The organism is Streptomyces sp. NPDC058198 (assembly GCF_042882605.1).
Taxonomy (GTDB): domain Bacteria; phylum Actinomycetota; class Actinomycetes; order Streptomycetales; family Streptomycetaceae; genus Streptomyces.
Genome location: NZ_JBHVVP010000001.1, coordinates 1660122 through 1679375 on the forward strand (window position 1 = coordinate 1660122; position 19254 = coordinate 1679375).

The window sequence follows — 19254 nt, forward strand, 5'->3', positions numbered from 1 at the left end:
AGGCACATCGTCCGCCGGAGGCAATGTCAGTGCAATGCGGTAAAACAACGGCAAATGATCGAGTCGCCGTACCTCACCTCCGGGCTTCTCCGGAGCGCATGCGAAACAGCAGTATGAAGGAATGGAGCGGTACGTGACCAGCGTGACGGAGACCGGTGACGGTCAGGGCGCGTTCGACACGGAGGACGCTGCGGATGAAGCAGTGGACCCCGCCGTTCCCGGCCCCACGGGGGCCGCCTCCCTGACCCGCCAGGCCAAGTACGCGCCGGGCGCGCAGGTCCGGGTCCGGGACGAGCAATGGCTGGTCAAAACCGTCACGCCGGTGGGTGACGAGGACTGGATGGTCGAGGCGACCGGAGTCTCCTCCTTCGTCCGCGGGACCGACGCCGTCTTCTACGACAAGCTCGACTACATCGAGGCCCTCGACCCGAAGAAAACCCTCCTGGTCCCGGACGACTCCCCGAACCACCGCAAGGCCCGCCTCTACCTGGAGGCGGTCATCCGCAAGACCGCGCTCCCGCAGACCGAGCACGGTCTCGCGCTGGCCGACAACTTCCTCATGGACCAGCAGACCCACCAGCTGCGCCCCGCCGAGCTGGCCTTGTCCAAGGAGAATCCGCAGCCGCGGGTTCTGATCGCCGACGTGGTGGGGCTGGGAAAGACCCTGGAGATCGGCATCCTGCTCGCCGAGCTCATCCGCCGCGGGCGGGGCGAGCGCATCCTGGTGGTCACTCCGGCGCATGTCCTGGAGCAGTTCCAGCGCGAGCTGTGGACCCGCTTCTCCATCCCGTTGGTCCGCCTGGACTCCACCGGTATCCAGCGCATCCAGCGGGACATCCCGGCCGGCCGCAACCCGTTCGCGTATTTCAAGCGCGCGATCATCTCCGTGGACACCTTGAAGAGCGACGTCTACGCCCACCACCTGGAGAACTCCCACTGGGACGCGGTGGTCATCGACGAGTCACACAACCTGGTCAACCGGGGCACCAAGAACAACGATCTCGCCCGTGCCCTGGCCGATCACACCGACGCGCTGATCCTCGCCTCCGCGACCCCGCACAACGGTGCGACGGAGTCCTTCGCCGAGCTGATCCGGATGCTGGACAAGACAGCGATCGCGAACACGTCGGAGTACGAGGTGAAGGACCTCGGCCACCTGTACATCCGGCGGACCAAGACCGACCACGAGGTCCGTGACTCCCTTAAGAGCAAGGACAAGTGGGCCGACCGCTGCCCTTCCCAGCCGGTGATCTGCGAAGCCGGGGCGAAGGAGCGGGCGGTCCTGGAGGAGCTCGCCGCGCGGTGGACACCGCGCGATCCGGCCGCTTCCTCGGTGTGCGCGGACACGATGGTGGCCTACAACCTGCTGAAGTCGTTCCTGTCCTCGCACCGAGCCTTCCAGGACTCGGTCGCGGCCCGGCGGAAGGTTCTGGAAGCTCCGCTCAAGGTCAGGAGGGGGCAGGATCCGGCGGCCCGCGAGAACGAGCGCCGTATCGAGCGCGAGGCCATCGTGGATCTTGAGCGCCTTGCCGCCGGCATCGGCGACGACGACTCCGCGAAGCTCGACGCTCTGGTGCGCGAGCTGAAGAAAATCGGTGTGGGGCCGGGGTCCGACATGCGGGTCGTGGTCTTCTCGGAGCGCATCCCCACCTTGAAGTGGCTCGCTGAAGGTGTCCCGTCCAGGCTCGGTTTCCGGGCCGGGACACAGCTGGCGGAGTCCGTGGCAGAGTCGAAGCCTTGGCTGGCCTACGGCGGCGCCGTCCAGGTCATGCACGGCGAGGCCAGCAACGAGGACGAGCAGAAGGACATCGTCTCCAAGTTCGGGCTGAAGACCGACCCGGTCCGCATCCTGTTCACCGGTGATGTCGCCTCCGAAGGCGTCAACCTCCACCAGCAATGCCACCAGTTGATTCACTACGACCTTCCGTGGTCGCTGATCCGCATCGAGCAGCGTAACGGCCGTATCGACCGTTACGGGCAGAGCAAGGCCCCTCGGTTCCGGGCCATGGTCCTCACCAGCGATGTGGAGTGGCGCACGGGTGAGAAGGGCGATCCGCTGTATCTGGACGATCGCCTGGTGGGGTCCAAGCTTCTGGCTCGTGAGGAAAAGGCGCACCGAATCGAGGGCTCGGCGGAGGCCGTCACCGGTATCTACCGGGCGAAGGAGGAAGAGGACCGCCTGACGCGGGACTTGATCTCCGGGCGGACGGTCGAGGAGTCCATCAAGAAGTCCAGCGGCGGCGCGAAGGCGATGCTCGGCCGGCTGATGGGCAATGTCGGTGCCAAGAAGCCGACCGACGACGTGCCTGCCGCCACGGTGCCGAGCCTTTTCGGTGCGTCGGGTTCCACGGCCGCCTACTTCGACGAGGCGTTGCGCCAGACGTACTTCCCCGACAAGCCGGAGAACGTGCTCAAGCTGCGCCGTGAGGACGACGGCACGATCGCCTTCGAACCGCCGCCGGACCTGGTGTACCGGCTGAAGTCGCTGCCCAAGTCGTACCTGACCGACCAGGGCATCCTGCCGACCGCGAAGAAGGAGGGCCGACTGCGGCTCACCTTCGACAAGGGGCTCGCGGCCAAGCGTCTTGAGGTCGCCCGGGAGACCACCGAGAGCCAGTGGCCCAACGTCAGTTACGTGTCGGACGTCCATCCCGTCCTGGACTGGGTGACCGACAAGGCTCTGGCCGCCCTGCGCCACGACGAGGCGTTCGTCCTCGCCTTCGCCCCCGATCTTGAAGCGGCCGGGAAGCTGGACGCGCGGCTACCGGCCGACCTGGCCGGTCCGGTGTATCTGGTCCAGGGCATCTACTCCAACGCGGTGGGCCGCCCCACCGTCGTGGAGTGGATGGCCGTCGTCGGCTTGCCCACCGCACCGCGCGTCCTGCGGATCGACGACGCCTTCCTCGCCGCGTGCAAGGTCGGCCCGAAGATGCCCGGACGCGCCACCCCCGCCGACCGAGAGGGGCTCCAGACGCTGGTGCCGGCGGCCGTCGACGCGGCGACTGGGTTCCTCACCGACCGGGCGGCGGAGTACAAGGAGGCGATCGACGCGGTGCTCGCCCCGTACGAGAAGCGGGTCGCCCAGTGGCAGCAGGACGCCCTCTTCGCCGCCTCGACCCGCTCGCAGAAGGCCAAGCAGGACGTGAACCTCACGGCGAGCCGTCGCAAGTCCATGATCCGGTCGCTGCGGACCTCCGGAGCGCCGATGCTGCGCCTGCTCGGCGTCCTTGAACCGCTGTCCGCGGCGCCTGCTGGCGTCACCGATGTATCCGCTGCGCCTGTTGCCGGAGAGACGATCGCCTGATGAGTACCGACTTCGACTCCTTCTCCAACCGCGGCGAGTACCTGTCCGCGTTCTACTTCGCCGAGCAGCTCGGCGACGGCCTCAAGAAGGGCGTCTTTGCCACCTGGGCCAACCGAGAGAGCGACGAGCACGACCCGCGCCCCACGCCGCGCGAGTCGGTGCGGGCACTGCGCTCGACGTACCTGGACGAGAAGTACCGCGGCTTCTTCGCCGAGCAGGCCAAGGCCGACGAGCAGGATGACGAGTACCCGGAAGCTGCGGCCTTCGAGGCCCGCCTCAACACCTACGGGGACGCGGAGTGGTGCGAGCGCGTTCAGGACTGGCACCGGCAGGTCCTCGCTGCGCTCGGTTTCCCCTCCGTCTCAGCGGAACCCACCGCACGGACCCTGACCGTGCACCGCGCCGGGCGCGAGCACGAGGTGACCGTGGCCTGGCACAGCGACGGCATCGTAGCCCTGGACTGCGGCTGGTCGGCGAGCAACGACACGGCGCTCGACGCGGACGGGTACGGCCGCTTGGTCCACCCGCTGCAGGCGGGCAGCGGTGAGAGTTACGAGACTGGGCAGGCGCTCGCCACCTGGTTGTTCCAGAGCGAGCTGCGTGAGGAGGGTGGCGCGGCCCCGCGGTTCGTACTGCTCCTGTGCGGCGGCGTCATCGTCCTCGCCGACCGGCATGCCTGGGGCGAGGGCCGCTACCTCTCCGCAAACCTCGACGCCGCCCTGGAGCGCAACGACCGCCGCCAACACGGCGAACTCGCCACGATCGCAGGCCTGTTCAGCCACGACGTGCTCGCACCGTCCGAGGACGGCAAGCCGCCAGCCATCGACGCGCTGGTCAAGGCGTCCCGCGACAACGCGGTCGGCGTCTCCGGAGAGCTTCGCGAAGGACTCCAGAAGTCCGTCGAGACCATCGCCAACGCGGTCCTGAAACGCCTGGAGGACTCCGGGCTCGACCCGCGCGACATCGAGCGCCCGGACCTGACATTCGCCCGGCAGCTCACCCGGGAGTCGCTGCGCTACCTCTACCGCATTCTGTTCTTGTTGTATGCCGAGGCCCGCCCCGAGCTGGGCATCCTCCCCGCCGACGACGGCTCGTACGAGGCCGGCTACTCGATGGCCCGCCTGCGCGAACTGGTCGAGCGCGACGAGCTGTTGACCGAGGAGACCGCCCGTAACGGGTTCCATCTGCACGCCTCGCTCGACGTCCTCTTCAAGAAGGTCAACAACGGCTACCGACCCTACGGCACCGAGCCGAACGACGACCTGCCCGGCGACGACGAGGACACCCGTCGTCGAAAGGCGAGGTACCGGAGCGAGGACCGCGGACTGCGCTTCGAGCCCCTGCGCAGCGAGCTCTTCGAGCGTGGGTCCGTCCGCCTCATCGGTAACGAGACCCGCGACCCACGCAGCGACGAGGACAACGAGCCACGCTGGCTGGACCTGCGGCCGCGCAACAGCGCCCTGCACGAGGTGCTGCGCCTGCTGACCATGAAGAAGGCCGAACGCGGCGGGGGCCGGGCCGGGTTCATCTCCTACCGCAACCTCGGCATCAACCAGCTCGGCGCCGTGTACGAGGGGCTGATGTCGTACACCGGCATCATCGCCGAGGAAGAGCTGTGCGAGGTTGCCAAGGGCGGCGACCCGGCGAAGGGCTCCTGGCTGGTGCCCTCGCAGCGGCTCAAGGAGTACCCCGAGAGCACCTGGGTGACGTACGACGACCGGGACGCGGTGAAGGGGCTGCGCGGCCCGAAGAAGTACCCGCCGGGCCGGTTCGTGTACCGCCTGGCGGGCCGTGACCGGGAGACGTCCGCCTCGTACTACACGCCGGAGTCGCTGACGAAGGTCACGGTCGAGCTGGCGCTCAAGCACCGACTCGACCAAGAGCGGGACGCCGACGGAAACGTCGTGAAGACGCGTGCCTCGGAACTCCTCAAATACCGGATCTGTGAGCCGGCGCTTGGCTCGGGCGCGTTCCTCAACGAGGCGATCAACCAGGTCGCCGAGGAGTACCTGCGGCGTCGGCAGGACGAACTGGGTGTCTCCGTGCCGACGGGCGACGCGCTGACGGAGAAGCAGAAGGCCAAGGCGTACATCGCCCTGCACAACGCCTACGGTGTTGACCTCAACGCGACCGGCGTTGAGCTGGCCGAGGTCTCGATGTGGCTGAACACCATGCATCCCGGGATGCGGGCCCCCTGGTTCGGGCTGCATCTGCGGCGCGGCAACTCTCTGATTGGCGGACGGCGTGCCGTGTACGCGGCGGGGGACGTGGCCCCGCTGAAGGGCAAGGCCCCTTGGCTCAACGCCAAGCCGCTCGCGCCGGAACCGTTGCCGTTCCTGAAGGACGGGGTCGAGCAGCCGCTGCCGGACGGGGCGGTGCACCAGTTCCTGCTGCCGACACCGGGGTGGGCGGCGGTCACGGGTGCGAGCGGTGACGCGAAGAAGCTGCTCGTGCAGCTGGCCGAGGGTGGGGTGAAGGATCTCGCGGAGTGGAAGAAGGGGATCCTAAAGACGCCGGCACGGCGGCTGAGCAAGAAGACCGGCGAGCCGATCCTCGACCGGAAGTCCGGCGACGAGGCGGCCTCGCAGTACACGCGGCTGCGGGATGCGGCGCAGCGGGCGGAGTTCCTGTGGTCGCTGGTCGTCAAGCGGATGGAGCTGTCGGAGCGGGAGATCGCCCGCAGCATCGACGTCTGGGGCGCGGACACGAAGGACGAGGAGTTCGCCTTCCTGCGGCGGTCCGAGGGCGAGGGAAGTAGTTCGGATGTCGCCGCCGTCCGGATGTCGAAGGAGAAGGTGTACGCGGACCTGTTCCGTGCGGCGGGAACCCCGTACTGGCGGCTCAAGCGCGTCATGGACGCGTGGTGTGCGCTGTGGTTCTGGCCGGTGGGAAAGTCGGGGCTGCTTGACGGGTCGGACGACGTGTATGCGGGTGCACCGGTGGTGGGGCGTGAGGGTGCGGGCAGCATCGGTGACCTGATCGACGCGATGTCCGCGCCGGTGGCCCCGGATGATTCGGTGCCGCCCGTAGAGGCTCCGTCGGCAACTGAAGCCGGGGTGATCCCGCCCCCGCCCCCACCGATGCCCACGAGCGCGCCGCGCTTCGTAGAGAACACCATGCTCTTCGCCATGGAGGGCGATCAGATCTCGATGTCCGACATCGACGCGTACTCCGACGGGGTGATGCACGTGGAGGTCAAGGAGGTCGGCCCGTCGAAGACGACGGTGAAGACCAGGAAGCGGCCCGCTCCTGACCAGTCCCGCCCCGCCCGTCGCCCGCTCATCGCGCTGAAGGACCTCGACGACTGGTTGGACTTCCTGGAAGCCATGCTCGGACGTGGCCCGGTCCCGGACGCCGGCTCGCTCATCGGCTCCCTCAACACCCTGGAGGAGCTGAGCGACTACGAGCAGCTCATCCAGGAGGAGACTGAGATGGACATGGACCAGCGGGATCCGGAGGCGCGCTTTCCGTGGATGGGAGCGGTCCGCGACATTGCGGAGGGCCAGGGGTTCCTGCACTGGGAACTGGACTTTGCGCTGGCCTTCGCCGAAGGTGGCGGATTCGACCTCCAAGTGGGGAACCCGCCGTGGGTGCAGCCGAAATGGAGTTCCGCATCCGAATTTTCTGAACTTGACCCATGGTTCACACTAATTGGCGGAACTTCGCACCCTGAAGCAACAGAAAAGATCATCACAATCCTTGACAGCGAAGGTCTGCGAGGGAAAATTACCAAGAACTACAGCGAACAACTTGGAACCGTTGCGTTTCTTGCATCCACGGCGAACTACCCCCATCTCGGCGAGGATCAAGCAGACCTCTATCTGGTCTTCATGTGCCAGGTGTGGAGCCATGCGGGAGCTGGTGGCATTTCTGGCCTCGTACACTCTGAGGCACACCTTTCGAGCGAAGGACTCGAAAAGATTCGCGGCGCGGCGCTTCGTCGACTCCGAATCCACTGCCATTTCGTCAACGGCGGACATTGGGCTTTCCCAAACCCGGTAGGCCACACGACCCCCTTCGGCGTGCACGTGTATGGCGAAATTAAGAATATTGAATTTCTGCACCTGAGTAACCTATATGGCGCATCGGTCGTGGTTCCCTCTATGGGTCATAGTGGGGAAGGTAGCGCTCCAGGCGTAAAATTGAATGGGTCCTATGACTTGCGCCCGCACAAGGCGCGAGTCATCACGGTCACACCGGACCTTCTCAGTCAATGGCAAGAGCTCTCGGGGCAGGTCGGCGAGCCCATTGAGCACACCACGCTATTCAATCCCGTCACCACGCAAGAGGCGGCGGCCATGACCGCACTCCGGAAGCATCCAACTCGACTGGGGCACCAGGATTGGGTCAGTTCCGGTTTTAACGAAACTATCTCCCAAAAGCGCGGATTGATTACAAAAATTCACGGGCAGCCAGCCACGTGGGAGGACGCAGTCCTGAGCGGTCCACACATTTCGGTGGCCACTCCCATCGCTAAGCAAAGTCCAAATCTATCCAGCCACGGGAAGCCTACAGACCTCCTCAAGATCGACGAGTCATTCGTACCCGCTACAGCCTTCCAACGCAAGGCTTCTACCTTCGATCTTAGAGGAGGAATGAAAAAGTGGGGCGAGATTCCATATGTGGACTTTATGCGTGTCTCGTGGCGCAAGATGATGACTTTCGACATGGAGCGCTGCTTCAATGTAGCCCTGCTTCCCCCCGGCCCTAGCCATGTGGATGGGATCTATTCGCTGTCTCGCGGTAATCTAGAATCAGACCTTTCGACCGCAGGATTGTGGAGTTCGCTTCCAGTTGAATATCTAGTTCGCTTGATCGGGAAGAAGAATCTTCATGATCGCGATATTAGCAAGCTCCCAATTCCGCAACCTTCACACCCATTGCTTCCATCGCTGCACATTAGAGTCGCCCGCCTGAATTTCCTGGTCAAACCCTATGCCGATGCCTGGGAAGCTTCCTACGAAGAATCCTGGCAGCAAGAGGGCTGGGCTGTTGACTTCAAGGGGCGCTGCGCACTGGGCGACGTGTCCTCTACTTGGAATATCGATACGCCTCTCAGGGATGAGGCATCCCGGCGAATGGCACTGGTCGAGCTCGATGCCATTTCTGCGGTAATCCTCGGGATTGATTCTGAAACTTTGTGTCTGATTTATCAGACGAGGTTTCCCCTGCTGTACGAGCGTGAGTCGCACATGTGGTTTGACTCGAGGGGACGACGCCTGGCGGCTGACAGTAGAGTTTTCGGTCAGGGGCAGACATCCGATGACTACAAGCAGTTGTTGCGCCATCTTGAGAACCCACAAGGCGTAGCGCCCCCTGATGGCTACACCGCTCCCTTCTACAAGGCCGACCGCGAGACCGAGATGCGCGAGGCCCACGCCTACTTCCAGAAGCGTCTCGACGCCGCCGTCAAGGCCGGTAAGTGGGACCCGGTCACGCAGGAGGTGCCCAAGCCGTGAGGCCGACGCTCGAGGCGCAGGGGCTCAAGGAGAGCCTGCTGCAGTACCTGTCCACCACGTACGCGCTGACCGACGAGGGCGCGCGGCAGGCGCTGCACCGGTTCCTGGGGGACGAGAACTCCGGGATGTTCCGGGGCCCGTTCCTCCGTCTGCGGACGCCCTTCGTCGCGGCCGACGCGTCCTGGACCAGGTATCTGGACTGGCGGCGGACCGACGGCTGGACACCGTACGCGCACCAGGCGAAGGCCTTCGAGCGACTGTCCTCGGCAGGCGGGCGTACGCCGAAGCCCACGCTGGTGACGACCGGTACCGGCTCCGGCAAGACGGAGTCGTTCCTCTATCCCGTACTCGACCACTGTGCGCGTGAGCGGGCGGCCGGCCGGGCCGGGGTCAAGGCCGTAATCCTCTACCCGATGAACGCGCTCGCCACCGACCAGGCCCAGCGCATCAACGAACTCCTTTGTGAGCACGAGGCGTTGAAGAAGGTGCGGGCCGGGCTCTACATCGGCGACAAGGCGGCGACGCACTACGACCGGGTCTACACGCGCCGGTCGGACATGCAGATCTCGCCGCCCGACATCCTGATCACGAACTACAAGATGCTGGACCTGCTGCTCCAGCGGGCCCAGGACGCCCCGCTGTGGGCGGACGCGGACATCCGGTACGTGATCGTGGATGAGTTCCACACCTACGACGGCGCGCAGGGCACGGACGTCGCGATGCTCCTGCGCCGCCTCGCCTCGGCGGTCGGTGTGGCGGAGAAGGGCCGTCCGCTGGGGCGGATCTGCCCGGTGGCGACCTCGGCAACGCTCGCCTCCGACAGCACTGACCAGGACGGGGTCCGCCAGCTGCTCGACGTCGCGACGCAAGTGTTCGGTACGGAGTTCGACGTGTCCTCGATCGTCGGGGAGCACCGGCAGACGGTGGACGAGTTCGTGCCGCCGAGCGGCTTCGATCCGATGCTGCCGATCCCGGTCCCGGACGAGTTGGCCACCCTCCCTGACCCCTCACTCGGCCAGGACGAGTTCCTCGCCCTCGTCGAGGCCGTCACCGGCACCCGCGAGACCGACCCGCTCGTGCTCGGCGGCCTGTTGAAGAAGCACATGCTGACCTCGGCAGTGATGCATGCCCTGGACGGGCAGGTGCGGACCGTGCCCGAGGTGCTGGACCTGATGTGGCGGCGGGGCGCGTTCTCCTGGGGGCAGGCGATCACCCGGCAGCCGGAGGTGGCGGCGTCCGCCCTCGCCCGGCTCCTGGCGCTGCTCTCGGTGGCTCGTGATCCGTCTTCCCCACCCGAGCGGCCGCGGCCCTTCGTGCAGGTCGAGGTGCATCAGTGGGCGCGGTCGGTGTCGCGGGTCGTGCGCGGTGTGCTGCCGTGGCCCAAGGCCGAGTTCCAGTGGGACTCGGCCGGTTCCGCCCACCACTCGGGCGAGCAGCCGGCCCGTACCGCCCCGGTGACGACGGCGACCGCGGGCGCGGCCGCGAACCTGTTTCTGCCAGCCGTCTACTGCCGTGACTGCGGCCGTTCGGGCTGGGCGGTGTTCTCCCCAGAGACCGACGACGCGGACGTACACGTCGACACGCACAAGATCCGGCGGGCCTCGGTCAGCCAGGACAAGATGCGGGTCCGGAACCTGATAGCGGCCACCGAGAAGGAGGCCCAGGAGGGCTCCGGTGCCGCCCCGATGGACGAGGCCGGGCGCGGTGCGGGCCGCGGCGGCACCGCCCTCGCGGCCACCAACGCCGGGCAGTTGCGTGTACTGGACGGGCCGAAGCGAAGCCTGCGGCTGCCCGATCCGGTCGAGGACTACGACCAGGAGACCGGCGCGCCCCGGCTGGCGGGCTCCGACTCAGCCTTCGTCCTCGTCTACCTCGGGGACACCGCGACCACCGCCGCAGAGGACGACTGGTGCCCGGCCTGCGGCTCGCACAACGCGATCCGCTTCCTCGGTACCGGTGCCGCCGCCCTCGCCGCGGCCTCGGTCACCCAGCTGTTCACCGGCGGCGAGATGGACAGGTCGCAGGGTGAGGACAAGACCCTGATGTTCAACGACTCGGTGCAGGATGCCGCACACCGGGCCGGATTCGTGGCCAGCCGCTCGTACACCTTCTCTCTGCGCGCACTGTTCAAGAAGCATCTGTCGGAGGAGACGCCGACCGCGCTGCACGACCTGATCGCCGACGTGGTCGCGGCGACAACCGACCGCGAGACCCTTGCCGCCGTCGTCCCCACCGACCTGCACGACTTCAAGGGCGTCAAGCGTCTCCTGTCCGGTCAGGGGCGAGGCGGGGACAAGAAGACCTGGGAGCTGATCGGCGAGCGCTTCGCGTTCGAGGCGCTGATGGAGTTCGGCTTCCGCTCCCGCAACGGCCGCACCCTGGAACTCACCCGCACCGCCGCCGCCCACGTGCGCATCGAGGACCCTGCCTCCGCGATCGCCCTGGTCAAAGCCGCGCACACCGAGCCGTACGGGCGCGGCGGCGGGCTGCCGGTCATCGAGCAGGACGACGCCCGCTACCTCGGGTTCCTGCGGATCTTCCTGGAGCGGCTGCGGACCCGTGGCGCGATCGGTCACAAGTGGCTGGAGGGGTACCTCTCGGAGGCCGGTACCAGCCGGTACTTCATCTGGGGCAAGCGGCCTCCCGGTATGCGCGCCTTCCCCAAGGGCATCGCGGCCCCGGTGTTCCTGCTCAGCGCCCCCAAGACGAAGAGCGAGTTCGACTTCGCGACCGGCCGTCTCTCCTGGAACGAGCGGTGGGCGCAGCGCACGCTCGGGCTGCCGCGAGAGCAGGCCGCGGAGTTCTGGTCGCGGCTGCTGCCCGCGCTGGTCGAGGCGGGCCTGCTCTCGGTGCGAACTCCGACCGACAGCAGCCTGCGCGTCTACGGTCTGAAGCCGGGCGCGATCGACGTACAGCTGTTGAGGGACGCCGAGGTGAACGAGGCGTTTGTCCGCTGCCCGGACTGCTTCTGGGAGCAGACCGTCCACCCCGGCCTACTCGCACAGTGGGACGGGCAGCGCTGCCCGTCCTACCGCTGCCGCACCGGCCTCCTCGTCGCGGGCGACCGGCCCGAGGGGCTCGGCAAGCACCAGCGGGACCGTAACTACCGCGAGGACTACTACCGCAGGCTGTACCGGAAGGCGGGCACGTACCAGGTCATCACGGCTGAGCACACGGGCATGCTGACCCGGCCGGAGCGGGAGCGGGTCGAGGCGGCGTTCAAGGACGGCAGCGGGTTCAAGGATCCCAACGTGCTGTCCTGTACGCCGACGCTCGAAATGGGCATTGACATCGGCGACCTGTCGGCCGTCGTGCTCGCTGCGCTGCCCAGGCGTGCTGCCAACTACGCCCAGCAGGTGGGCCGGGCCGGGCGCCGTACCGGAAACGCGTTCCTGCTGACCATCCCCGACCGCAGCCGCCGGGATTTGTACTACCTGGAGCAGCCGCGCGAGATGATCGCCGGGCAGATCGTGCCGCCGGGCAGTCACCTGTCGGCCATCGAGATCCTGCGCCGCCAGTACCTCGCACACCTCCTCGACCTCGCCGCGCGGGGCCGGCTGTCGCGCACTGACGGCCGTCCGCTGCCCGCAGTCGTACGGGAGGCCCCGGCCCTCTTCGGCCCGTCCGGATACCTCGCCGATCTCGTCGAAGCGGCGCTCGCTGACGCCTCGAACCTGGTCGAGGGGTTCCTGGACCTGTTTCCCGTCGGCGTCAATGAGCAGGCCGCCGACGACCTGCGGGCCTTCGCCGGGCGTGGGCTGCGCAGCGCGGTGGAGCGGGCCGAGCGGCAGTGGCTCCACGCCGAGGAGGTGCTGCGGCGGCGACTGCGGTACATCGCGGAGGCCCGCGACGAACTCCACGACACCGAGGACGAGCAGCGCGACCGTAAGGCCGAACTCGACGCCGAACACCGGGCGCTCGGCAAGCGCTTGAGCAAGCTCGGGCTCATCACCGCCCAGCAGGCCCTGTGTGATCTCGGGCTGCTGCCTAACTACGCGCTCATCGACTCCGTCACCACCCTCAACGCGACGCTGTACTGGGTCGACGGTATGGATCCGAACACCGGCCGGGACCGCTTCGACTCCAAGATTCGCTCCTACGACCGGCCCCGGCGCTACGCCCTGTCCGAACTCGCTCCCGGCAACACGTTCTACGTCAACGGCTACAAGCACGAGATCACCGGCATCGACATCGGCAGCCCCTCTCAGCCGGACTGGAAGGCCTGGCGGTTCTGCCAGGAGTGCGGCTACGTCCGTACCGAAGACGCCAAGGACGACCGCTCGCCATGCCCGCGCTGCGGTAGCGCCGGGATCGCGGACGACGGTTCCTGCCTGCACCAGGTCATCGAGCCCACGACCGTCACCTCCCGCGACAAACGCGAGGACGCCCGTATCGGCGACGACAAGGACGACCGGGAACAGCGCTTCTACACCGTCATCGACGCGGTGGACATCCCCCGGGAGGAGATCAAGCACGGCGCGTCCTGGCGGCACGCCCACCACACCTTCGGCGTCGACTACTGCCGCAAGGCGGTGATTCGCCGCATCAACGTCGGCCCGATGCGGTTCGACAGCCAGAGCGAGGACGAGCTCGCCGGGCAGGACGTCCGCATGGCCCCGTTCCACGTGTGCACCGCGTGCGGAGCGGCGACCGCCGACGGCAAACCGGTCTTCGATCACGCCACCGACGCCTTGGACTCCTCGGCCGCCCGCAACCCGAAGGTCAAGCACCACCAGCCGTGGTGCCCGCTGCGGCGTGGGAAGAAGGCCTCTACCGTGCCCCAGCAGCCGGTGCTCCTCGCCCACCAGCTGAACACCGAGGCACTTCGGGTGCTCCTTCCGGCGGCCACCGTGCTCGTCGAGGAGAAGATCTACTCCTTCAAGAGCGCACTGCGGCTCGGCGTCGACCGGCAGTTCGGCGGCGACCCCGCGCACCTGGACACCACGCTGGCCCGGATGCCCGACCAGGCCACCGGCGAGAAGCGCCACTTCCTGGTGCTCTTCGACCGGCTCCCCGGCGGCACCGGATATCTGGACCGGCTGACCGACCCCGGCGACTTCAAGGAAATGCTCCTCAAGGCTCGTGCCGCGCTCCTCGAATGCCCCTGTCAGGACGAGGGCCTGCGGGCCTGCCACCGATGCCTGCACCGCTACACCGAGGAACGCCACCAGGACGTCGTCTCACGCCACGAGGCCCTGGAGATCCTCGGTGACCTCCTCGGCCCGGTAGACGAGAACGGCGAGCCGCTGCGCGACGCCGACGGTAACCCCGTCGACGGTTGGGCGGTCACCAAGGTGGCGTCTACCGAACTGATCGGCCTGGACAAGCAGGTTGAGTCCGACCTGGAGGCCCGCTTCCTGGCCGCCCTGCGCAAGTGGAGCGAGAACCAGGACGACGCCGCACTCGACGAGAGTGGAACGAACAGCGGATACCTCCGCTTCACCGGTCCCACGGCCAGTGCGGGAGAGGCCGCCGATACCGAGTCCGTACGCTCGACCGGCTGGCGGCTCACCGCCCAGCGCAGCATGGAGCACACCCGCACAGACTTCACCTTTGAATCCACCGACGGCCCTCGCCGACTCGTCACCGTCTACCTCGACGGCCACAGGTACCACGCGAGCCGCAAGCACAACCGGATCGCGCCCGACTGCACCAAGCGCAACCAGCTGCGGGCCGACGGGCACATCGTCTTCCAGATCACCTGGGACGACCTGGAGCTCTTCGAAAAGGGCGACGCCGCCAAGGCGCAGCCGGTGTGGCCGCCCTACCGGCGCATCGGCCAGGACACCGCCAAGGAGTGGTACGAGGAGCTGGGCGGTGACCGCGCCCACTTCTCGGCTGCGGTGTTCGCAAATCCCATCGATACGCTCCTCGCCTACTTGCGCCAGCCCTTGCGTACCGCATGGGGGCGGCGGGCCAAGGCGCTGGTCGGCGGGCTGATGGGCGCGCCGGAGCCGCTCGTACAGCAGGCCGACCGAGGCCAGGCACGCGAAGCCGTACGTGCCGCCCTCACCGCCCTCGGCCGCGGTCAGGCGCCGGGGCCGGAAGCCGGGGAAGGCGACGGAGCGATCCTCGTCCTGCACGCCCTGGACGAAAACGGGCTGCCGCTGATCTACACCGTGGACGCCTCCGGCCAGGAGCCGGGGTGGAGCGCCATCGCCGTACTCGACGACCGCACCGAGAACCTGGGCACCGCCGAACACAAGCTGATGTGGCGGTCCTGGCTGTACTGGTCGAACCTGTTGCAGTTCCTGGCCTTCGCCGGCAGCGACGGCATCCAGCTCGCGAGCAGCCAGGCCGCCGACTACCCGGTGGAGGTCCTCACCATCGGCGGCGGCATCGGCGAACTCGAATCGCTGATCGTCCAGCGGAACCCGGCTGCCGACGAGGTGAGTTCGGTGGTGGACAGCCGCACCGCGGTGCTCGCTGGTGCGGCCGACGCCGAATCGACGGAAGAGTCCTCCCTGGAGAAGATGGTCGCCGGCGTCCTGCGGGACCGGGCCTGGGACGAGGACATCCTCGAGCTCCTGGAAGAGGACGAACCGGAATCCGACCTCACCCGGCTGGCCAAGAAGATCGCCGCCAAGGGCAAGAAAGCCCCCGTATTCGGCTACGAACTGGGCGAACGCGGCTGGCCGACGGACTTCGCCTGGGACGACTCCCAAATCAAGATCGCCGTCGTCGTGGCCCCGGACACACACGGATCACAAGCCGAGGAAGAACGCCGCAAACGCGACGAGGCCTACGCCGCCGACGGCTGGACCGTACGTACCGCCACCGACTGGCTCGACCACCTCGACACCCTCCTGACGCTCCTCCCCGACACGGAAGGCTCCAACTCCTGATGACCGCCCGGCTCAGCCTGTACGAGAAGGCCGAACACGAGCTGTACAAGCTCGACCGCTCGGTCAAGGGAAAGTTCTACGACTTCTGCCACCGATTCCGGCAGAACCCCGACCACCCCGGCCTCGACCTCAAGCCCCTAAAGGGCGACGGACGGGTCTTCCGCGCGAAGATCGACCAGTCCTACCGGGCTCTCCTCGCAAAGGCCGGCGTGGACGAGCAGGGCCAGGAGCGGTGGCTCGTCGTCGCGGTACGCCACCGCAAGCACGTCTACGAAGAACTCTCCGTCGCGATCAACCGCGTCACCGGTGAGATTGAGTTCGTCGACCTGTCCGTCGTCGGGCAGAGCGTGCTGCAGCGCGCCGGCGTCACCCTCACCCCGGTCGACCCGACGCCCGAGGCCGAGCTCCAGCAGCCGGCGCCGCCCCCGGAGGTTCACGAGTCGGTCGCCGTAGAGCCCGCCGCACCGCTCCTCTCCGGGATCACCGGCGAGGACCTGCGGTCGCTCGGCGTCGCGGCACAGCTCATCGAGCTCGCACTCGCCGTTACCGAGAGCGGCGAGCTCGACCAGCTGGTCTCCGGCGCCCCACTCCTGACCAAGGACATCCTCTACGGCCTGGCCGCCGGGATGTCCATCGACGAGGTTCGGCGCGAGATCACGGCCCCCGTCGAGGTCGAACTCGCCGACACCGAACGTGACGACCTCGGCGCGGCGCTGGCCCGCACCACCGTCACCACCATCGACGACGACCTCCGCGTCGTACTGGAAGAAGGCGACTTCCGGGCCTGGAAGGTCTTCCTCCACCCTGCCCAGGCCAAGCTCGTCGACCGCCGTTACAACGGTCCCGCCCGGGTCTCAGGCGGCCCCGGAACCGGCAAGACGATCGTCGCCCTCCACCGGGTCAAACACCTGGCCCAGCAGCTCCCTCCCGGCCACAACAAGCCCATCCTGCTCACGACCTTCACCACCAACCTCACCGTCGACCTCCGCGCGCGCCTCTCCTCCCTCCTCGAACCCGACCTCGTCGCCCGCGTCGAAATCACCAACATCGACAAGCTCGCGGCCCGCGTCCTCAACGAGAACTCACTCAGCGGCACCGGCAAGCAGCGCATCTACGACAGCGTCGCGATCGGCATCCTCCAGCGCCTCCTGTTCGAACTCGACGAGAAGCGCTGGGAGCCCGAGTTCCTCTACGAGGAATGGGAACAGGTGATCCTCGGCCAGTCGCTCGGCAACCGCAAGGCGTACTTCGACGCCCGCCGCGCAGGCCGCGGCCGGTCCGTCAGCCGCCCCGAACGCGCCCAGATCTGGAAGATCCTCGAGCAGTTCACCGCCCGCCTCGACAAGGAGAACCGCGAAACGTGGGGCCAGGCAGCCGAACGTGCGGCCCGCTTCGAGATGGAACGCGCCGCCAAGATCAAGGCCCGGCAGGACCGTAAGGACGAGGTCGGCGGCAAGGACCTCATCCACCGCGACGACAGTTCCGGCATGCGCTACATCGCCCACCGCTACCAGCACGTCGTCGTCGACGAGGCCCAGGATCTGCGCCCCGCCCACTGGAAGATGCTCCGCTCCATGGTCGCCCCCAGCCCCGACGACATGTTCATCGCCGGCGACACCTACCAGCGCATCTACGACCAGCAGGTCACACTCGGCACCGTCGGCGTCAACATCCGGGGCCGCTCCTCCCGCCTCACCCTCAGCTACCGCACCACCAAGGAAATCCTCGCCCGCGCGATGCAGGTCGTCGACGGCACGGGCAACGCCCCCGCCTACGACGACCTCGACGACGGCACCGACACCCTCGCTGGCTACCGCTCAGTCCTTCGCGGCCCTATCCCCGAACTCGCCCCCTGCGACACCTGGGATGACGAACTCACCCAACTCGCCACCACCCTCCACGCCTGGCGCGAGGAACTCACCTCCGGCGACGGTGGCAACAACCCGCGCCGCGACCCCCGCGGCAATATCGCCGTCTGCGTCGCCGACCGCGACTCCGTCAACCAGGTCATGTACTACCTCGCCACCGAGGCCGGCATCACCGTAGCCGAACTCACCAAGGACGGCGTCAAGGGCGACGGCGAAGTCCACGTCGGCACCATGCACCGCTTCAAGGGCCTCGAATACCAGAAGCTCGCCATCGTCGGCGCCCGCGACGGTGTCATTCCCCGCACCGCAGTCATCGACCGCTACCGCGAATCCGACCCCCAGCGCTACGCCCGCGAGGAACGCAAGGCCCGCTCCCTCCTCTTCGTCGCCGCCACCCGCGCCCGCGACACACTCCGCATCAGCTGGCACGGGGCACCGAGCCCCTATATCTCCCGATAGTGAAAGACGAAGGCTTGTCCGGCGGGAGGCGCAAAGGTTGTGCCTCATGACCGTCCTACAAGGCTCTGCATCGCGTGACGCTGAACCGGAGGTCGTTGGCCGGACGAGTCAGCTGGAGTCTTCGAGCCGATTCCCCATCCGTCCCTCTGCGTCGCGCTCCGTCGACTTCGGCCTGGTTGGTCTGATGCTCATGCCTCCGGTCCAGCCAGGGTGAAGGCGTCCTTCGTCAGCTCCGCGCGGAGTCGCTGCTCGGCAACGTCGGCGTAGTAAAGGACAGCTCGACGGGCTCACTTGAGGCCAAACCCCGCTCAGCACGACCGACTCGTCGAGATCCGCGACAACCTCCTCGCGCGCATCGCCGAGGCCGAACGCGAAGGAGGGCTCGGCGAGGTGGAAGGGCTGCAGCTGAGCCTTGCCGGAGTGGAGAAGAGACTCACGCAACTCGACCGGCGCTCATCCGTCGTCAATCTCGGCATTCCCGCCAAGAGGACACCATCCTCATGATGAACACCCGAGACCCCAAACCTCAGTGCCACTATGCGGCAAGATACGGGAGAGGACATAGAGGGGGGTCTCATGGACGGCGAGCTCTGCGATGGCTGGGTCCACTTGCTCAGCGGTCAGACGCTGTGTTTCACGGGCAGAGTGCTCATCGATGGCGAGTGGACGGTCCGAAAGGACTGCAGGGAGATAGCCGAACAACTCGGTGCAAACTGGAAGCCCGACTTCTCCCGCAAGGTCACGGTCTTTGTCCATGGCGATCTCGCCAGCCAGGCTGTAACCGACACACAACGGGAGTACAGCCAGAAGTTGGTGACCGCTGCGGATTGGCGCGATAGAGGACACCACGTATGTGTCGTGGACGGGGACGGCTTCGCTGACCTGATTAGCGGACACGCCGCACGCTGCCGAGAGCTGCAACGGGCGCAAGGCAGCGACAATCACGTCCTCGTCCTTCCGCAAGCTGGAGATGGCATCTTGGGAGGCCCGCTTCAGCAGCACAGAGTCGGCTGCCACGAGCCTGGAGCACTTTCGCTCGACCTCGCCGACCTCGACAAGGGCACGGAGGCACATGAGATCGGATCCAAGTCCGGGTGCGTGGTGGCGACTTCGAGCATGCGGCCGTGGGCCTGGTGCACCGCCAGCTCCAGGGACTGGCGGTGCTGCAGGTGCCGCTGGGCGATGTGCACCTCGGACGCGAGGGCGATGGTGGTGGCCAGAGCGAGAACAGAGCGGTTCATCTGCGACCTTTGCTCACGGATGGATGGGGCGGTGTAGGGCAACCGGCGACGGTATCCGGGGCAGCGGTGGTCGCCGTC

6 protein-coding genes are annotated in these 19254 nt (G+C 67.2%); 4 read left to right on the plus strand and 2 right to left on the minus strand.

Features of this window, described 5'->3' with window-relative positions:
- The first annotated feature begins 133 nt into the window (after positions 1–133).
- From ACFVWW_RS07315 to ACFVWW_RS07330, 4 genes are read left to right on the plus strand one after another with little or no spacing between them, the layout of a single operon-like run.
- Complete coding sequence (locus ACFVWW_RS07315; RefSeq protein ID WP_386876421.1) at positions 134–3304, plus strand: SNF2-related protein; 3171 nt, start codon at positions 134–136, stop codon at positions 3302–3304.
- On the plus strand, positions 3304–8763 hold the full coding sequence (locus tag ACFVWW_RS07320; protein ID WP_386876423.1) for a hypothetical protein: 5460 nt from the start codon (positions 3304–3306) through the stop codon (positions 8761–8763). The genes ACFVWW_RS07315 and ACFVWW_RS07320 overlap by 1 nt, the downstream gene beginning before the upstream one ends.
- Complete coding sequence (locus ACFVWW_RS07325) at positions 8760–15608, plus strand: DEAD/DEAH box helicase (protein WP_386876425.1); 6849 nt, start codon at positions 8760–8762, stop codon at positions 15606–15608. The genes ACFVWW_RS07320 and ACFVWW_RS07325 overlap by 4 nt, the downstream gene beginning before the upstream one ends.
- Entirely contained in the window at positions 15608–17935 is a 2328-nt protein-coding gene (locus ACFVWW_RS07330; protein WP_386876427.1) for a UvrD-helicase domain-containing protein, read from the plus strand. The genes ACFVWW_RS07325 and ACFVWW_RS07330 overlap by 1 nt, the downstream gene beginning before the upstream one ends.
- 498 nt (positions 17936–18433) lie before the next feature.
- Here ACFVWW_RS07330 and ACFVWW_RS07335 read toward each other — a convergent pair whose 3' ends face one another.
- Together ACFVWW_RS07335 and ACFVWW_RS07340 are read right to left on the minus strand one after the other, a co-directional pair.
- On the minus strand, positions 18434–18952 hold the full coding sequence (locus tag ACFVWW_RS07335) for a hypothetical protein (RefSeq protein WP_386876429.1): 519 nt from the start codon (positions 18950–18952) through the stop codon (positions 18434–18436).
- Positions 18928–19176, minus strand: coding sequence for a hypothetical protein (locus tag ACFVWW_RS07340; protein WP_386876431.1), 249 nt, complete (start codon positions 19174–19176; stop codon positions 18928–18930). The genes ACFVWW_RS07335 and ACFVWW_RS07340 overlap by 25 nt, the downstream gene beginning before the upstream one ends.
- Between the last annotated feature and the right edge of the window lie 78 nt (positions 19177–19254).

Bases quoted from the DNA above. Each gene is read 5' to 3' on its own strand.
- ACFVWW_RS07320 (WP_386876423.1), top strand. From the start codon at position 3,304: ATGAGTACCGACTTCGACTCCTTCTCCAACCGCGGCGAGTACCTGTCC.
- ACFVWW_RS07330 (WP_386876427.1), top strand. From the start codon at position 15,608: ATGACCGCCCGGCTCAGCCTGTACGAGAAGGCCGAACACGAGCTGTAC.
- ACFVWW_RS07340 (WP_386876431.1), bottom strand. From the start codon at position 19,176: ATGAACCGCTCTGTTCTCGCTCTGGCCACCACCATCGCCCTCGCGTCC.